Below are 1,052 nucleotides of genomic sequence, written 5' to 3' on the forward strand. Positions count from 1 at the left end.
CCTTTATCGACGAAGTACCTATATCTATTCCTAATAAAAGCATATTTTTGATTAAAAAATTTTAAATAAAACATCGCAACAATCAAGTGCATATAAAAACAAAACAATAGATTAAACTATAACAATTTTCATATAAGTTGCTATTTAGGAAGAAGCTCACATAATTGTTTACCTTTCTTAAGAGAAGATGCTCTAATTACAATTTCTGAAGGAATCACAATTGTCTTATCCACCATATTTTCTTTATCATGTTTAAGCTTCATTTGATTTATTAATTCTGTTGCGGCAGTTTCGCCCATCAATATTCCGGGATAATTAACCGTAGAAAGATTTGGTGTGATTAAATCGCATATTGCATCATTATTAAAACCAATTACAGCAATATCTTCTGGGATCTTGAATCCTTTTCGATGTAAAACTTGCATGCATACCGCTGCAGAAAAATCGTTTGTAACAAAAAATGCATCTGGTTTTTGTTTTAGTAAAAGCTCTACAGATTCAATTATTTCCGACTTATCTGCCTTACAAATTTTCACTAATTTATCTTTGAAGATTATACCATTATCTTTGAGAGCTTTTTTATAGCCAAGAAATCGTTCATTATAAACATTCCTTTGAAGGTCCGCTGTAATATGTGCGATTCGCGTGCAACCTTCTGCAATCAAATGTGCCGTAGCATCGTAACCAGCATTAAAGTTGTCTATTATTACTTTAGTAGAAGGAACCTCCTGTATAACCCGATCAAAAAATACAACTGGAATTTTTCGAGCAAAAAAAGGTGTAAAATGATCAATATTTTTTGTAGTTAAAGCCAAGGAAGCAATAACCCCGTCAACTCTTTTATTCAATAAACTCTTTGCATTCGCTACTTCTCTTATTCCGGACTCTGCAGAGTTCATAATGAGAATATCGTAATGATCCTTAGTAATTCCTTCTTCGATTCCGGTAAGTACAGAAGTAATAAAATCGCTATTCAATACCTGCACAATTACGCCTATTGTCTTTGTTTGCCGATTACGAAGATTACTGGCAATTGTATTATGCTGATAACC

1 protein-coding gene is annotated in these 1,052 nt (G+C 32.5%); it reads right to left on the minus strand.

From position 1 onward, the window contains the following. Window positions 1-140: 140 nt before the first annotated feature. Window positions 141-1,052 (minus strand): LacI family DNA-binding transcriptional regulator (locus ACQR30_RS13740; protein WP_429736082.1); only part of this gene is annotated, 912 nt, incomplete at its 5' end.

It is taken from the genome of Arachidicoccus sp. (genome assembly GCF_050436765.1).
Lineage (GTDB): Bacteria > Bacteroidota > Bacteroidia > Chitinophagales > Chitinophagaceae > Arachidicoccus.